Below are 3,152 nucleotides of genomic sequence, written 5' to 3'. Positions count from 1 at the left end.
ATCGACGCCGACCTCGCCCGCGCCGCGGCGACGCTTCCCCTGCTGCCGCGCAGCTCCCGTCGGGCGGTCGCCCTCGCGCAGCGGCTGTTCGCGGAGCTCTCCCGTCGCCTGCGACGCACCCCTGCCGAGGTGCTCATCCGCACCCGCGTGCGCGTGCCCGACCCGGTGAAGCTGCGCATCGCGCTCGGCGCCGCAACGCTCGGTAGCCGGCCGGGCGGGGGTCGGTCGTGAGCCGCGTGGTGATCATCGGCGGGGGGATCGCTGGACTCGCCGCCGCTGCCCTGCTCGCCCGCGAGGGTCGTGACGTCGTGCTGCTCGAACAGCACGACGAGTTCGGCGGCCGCGCCGGCTCGTGGGAAAGGGACGGCTTCCGTTTCGACACCGGCCCGTCGTGGTACCTCATGCCCGAAGTGTTCGACCACTTCTACAAACTGCTCGGCACGAGCGCCGACGCAGAACTGCACCTCGTACAGCTCGACCCCGGCTACCGCGTCTACGCCGAAGGCCAAGAAGAGCCGGTGGATGTCTCCGCCGACGTTCACGAGACGCTCGATGCCTTCGAGCTCATCGAACGCGGCTCGGCGTTGCGGGTCGCGAAGTACCTTGATCGGGCCCGGGAAATCTACGACCTCGCGAAAGAGCGGTTCCTCTACTCGACGTTCGTGAAGCTCGGCCCGGTGTTCCGCGGGGAGGTGCTCGCGAGCGGACCTCGGCTCGCCCGACTGCTGCTGGAGCCACTCGACCGGCTGGTGAATCGAACGGTGCGCGACATCCGTCTGCGCCAGGTGCTCGGCTACCCGGCAGTGTTCCTTGGCTCGGCACCCGCGCTCGCGCCGAGCATGTACTCGCTGATGAGCCACCTCGACTTGGTCGACGGCGTCTTCTACCCGATCGGCGGTTTCACCGAGGTGATCGGCAGCATCGAGCGGCTCGCCCGCACTGCGGGTGCCGACCTGCGACCCGGGGCGGCGGTGCGGCGGATCGTCGTCACAGAAGGGGTGGCGACCGGGGTTGAACTCGTGGACGGCGAGGTCATCGACGCCGACATCGTCGTCTCGGCCGCCGACCTGCACCACACCGAGACCGTGCTGCTCACCGCCCACGAGACCCGAAGCTATCCCGAGGAGTATTGGCAGAAAGCCGTTGCGGGGCCGAGCGCCCTGCTGGTCTACCTCGGCGTCGAGGGCGATCTGCCCGAGCTGGAACACCACACGCTGTTCTTCGCGGAAGCCTGGGCCGAGAACTTCGAGGCGATCTTCGGCGCCGAACCGCGGGTGCCCGAGACGCCGTCGTTCTACGTCTGCAAGCCGAGTGGTGTCGATCCGTCTGTCGCACCCGACGGCGCCGAGAACGTCTTCGTGCTCGTGCCGTTGCCCGCCGATCCGGGCCTCGGTCACGGCGGCATCGACGGCGCCGGTGACGAGCGGATCGAGGCGCTCGCCGACTTGTGTCTCGCGCGCATGGCGGAGTGGGCCGGCATCCCGGATCTGGCGACCCGCATCGTGCTGCGCCGCACCGTCGGGCCTGCCGATTTCGTCGACGACCTCAACGCGTGGAAGGGCACAGCGCTGGGTCTGGCACACGTCCTGAAGCAGAGCGCATTCTTCCGCCCGGGCAACGCGTCGAAGAAGGTGCAGGGCCTCTACTACGTGGGTTCGTCGACCGTCCCCGGAGTCGGACTACCGATGTGCCTCATCTCGGCCGAAGTACTCGTGAAGCGGTTGCGCGGCGACACCACCGCCGGCCCGTTGCCCGAGCCGCTCACCGCTGTCACGACGACGCTCACCGGGCGAGCATTCGGGTGAGCTACCTCTACCTCGCGGCGTTGCTGGTCTCGATCGCCGGGATGGTCGTGCTCGACGTGCGCTTCAAGCTGTTCTTCGCCACCACCCCACTACGTGCGGCGATCGTGCTCGTCGTCGGCGTCGCATTTTTCCTCGCCTGGGATGTCGCCGGCATCACCCTCGGCATCTTCTTCCGCGGCGCCCCGGACCTGCTCAGCGGGGTGCTCTTGGCGCCCGAGCTCCCGCTGGAGGAACTCTTCTTCCTCACCCTCCTCTGCTACACGACAATGAACGCGTATGGCCTCTTCCGCGGGTTGAGTAGCGCCCGGCGAAGCCGGACGCGTATCGAAACCGGGAGCGCAGACAGTTGACCTACTGGGCACTCAACGCGGTGTTCCTGGGCGTTGTCGGGCTAGTCGCCGTCACGGCGATCATCACCCGCCGAGCCCCGTTATGGGGAGCCATCGGACTCACCGCCATCCCGCTTCTGATCCTCACTGCGGTCTTCGACAACGTCCTCGTCGGCACCGGCATCGTGGGTTACGACCCCGCCCTGATCTCGGGAGCGAAGGTCGGCGTCGCTCCCCTCGAAGATTTCGCGTACACGATCGCCGCTCTCGTGCTGCTGCCGCCGCTCTGGTCGTTGCTCGGAGGTGGGGTTTCGATACGCGCTCCGCGCTACTCAACCAGCGGGTCGGACGAGGTCGCCCAATGATTCGGGCGCTGCTTCTCACGAGTCGGCCGCTGTCGTGGGTGAACACAGCGTTCCCGTTCGCTGCCGCGTACGTCATGGTGACCCGTGAGGTCGACGCGACCCTGATCGTCGGAACGCTGTTCTTTCTCGTGCCCTACAACTTCGCGATGTACGGCATCAACGATGTCTTCGACTACGCCTCCGATCTGCGTAACCCGCGCAAGGGTGGCGTCGAGGGCGCTTTGCTCGACCCCCGCTGGCACCGGCTCGTGCTGTGGCTCTCCGGCATCCTCGCGCTGCCGTTCGTCGGCTACTTGGTGGTCGTCGGAAACCCGGCGAGTTGGGTGGCGCTCGCCGTGAGCCTGTTCGCGGTGGTCGCGTACTCGGCAGCGGGCCTGCGCTTCAAGGAGCGTCCGGTGCTCGATTCGCTCACCTCGAGCACCCACTTCGTGTCTCCCGCCGTCTACGGCCTGTCGCTCGCCGGGGCGACGTGGACTCCGGCGCTGTTCGCTCTGCTCGCCTCGTTCTTCCTCTGGGGCGCGGCGTCGCACGCCTTCGGCGCGGTGCAGGATGTCGTGGCCGATCGCGAAGGCGGGATCGACTCGATCGCGACCGTCATCGGCGCGCGCCGCGCGGTGCGGCTCTCGGTGGTGCTGTATCTGCTCGCCGGCATC

4 protein-coding genes and 1 pseudogene are annotated in these 3,152 nt (G+C 68.0%); all 5 read left to right on the top strand.

The window, feature by feature from the left end; translation table 11 throughout:
- A pseudogene (locus RMO30_RS09310) lies at positions 1-231 on the top strand (phytoene/squalene synthase family protein); the annotation flags it as partial.
- Positions 228-1,805 (top strand): phytoene desaturase family protein, encoded by a 1,578-nt coding sequence (gene crtI, locus RMO30_RS09305; RefSeq protein ID WP_309712387.1) that lies wholly within the window; start codon positions 228-230, stop codon positions 1,803-1,805. The pseudogene RMO30_RS09310 and the gene crtI, both read left to right, overlap by 4 nt.
- The gene (locus RMO30_RS09300) at positions 1,802-2,155 is read left to right on the top strand and encodes a lycopene cyclase domain-containing protein (protein ID WP_309712385.1); all 354 of its coding nucleotides are present in this window, start codon (positions 1,802-1,804) and stop codon (positions 2,153-2,155) included. The genes crtI and RMO30_RS09300 overlap by 4 nt, the downstream gene beginning before the upstream one ends.
- Positions 2,152-2,499, top strand: a complete 348-nt coding sequence (locus RMO30_RS09295) for a lycopene cyclase domain-containing protein (RefSeq protein WP_309712382.1) — start codon at positions 2,152-2,154, stop codon at positions 2,497-2,499. The genes RMO30_RS09300 and RMO30_RS09295 overlap by 4 nt, the downstream gene beginning before the upstream one ends.
- Positions 2,496-3,152: prenyltransferase (locus tag RMO30_RS09290; protein ID WP_309712379.1), on the top strand; the 657-nt coding region annotated here is incomplete at its 3' end. The genes RMO30_RS09295 and RMO30_RS09290, both read left to right, overlap by 4 nt.

It is taken from the genome of Pseudolysinimonas sp. (assembly GCF_031389465.1).
Lineage (GTDB): Bacteria > Actinomycetota > Actinomycetes > Actinomycetales > Microbacteriaceae > Pseudolysinimonas_A.
Note: the sequence above shows the minus strand (reverse complement) of the source record. Positions and strands in the feature narration are given on the sequence as shown.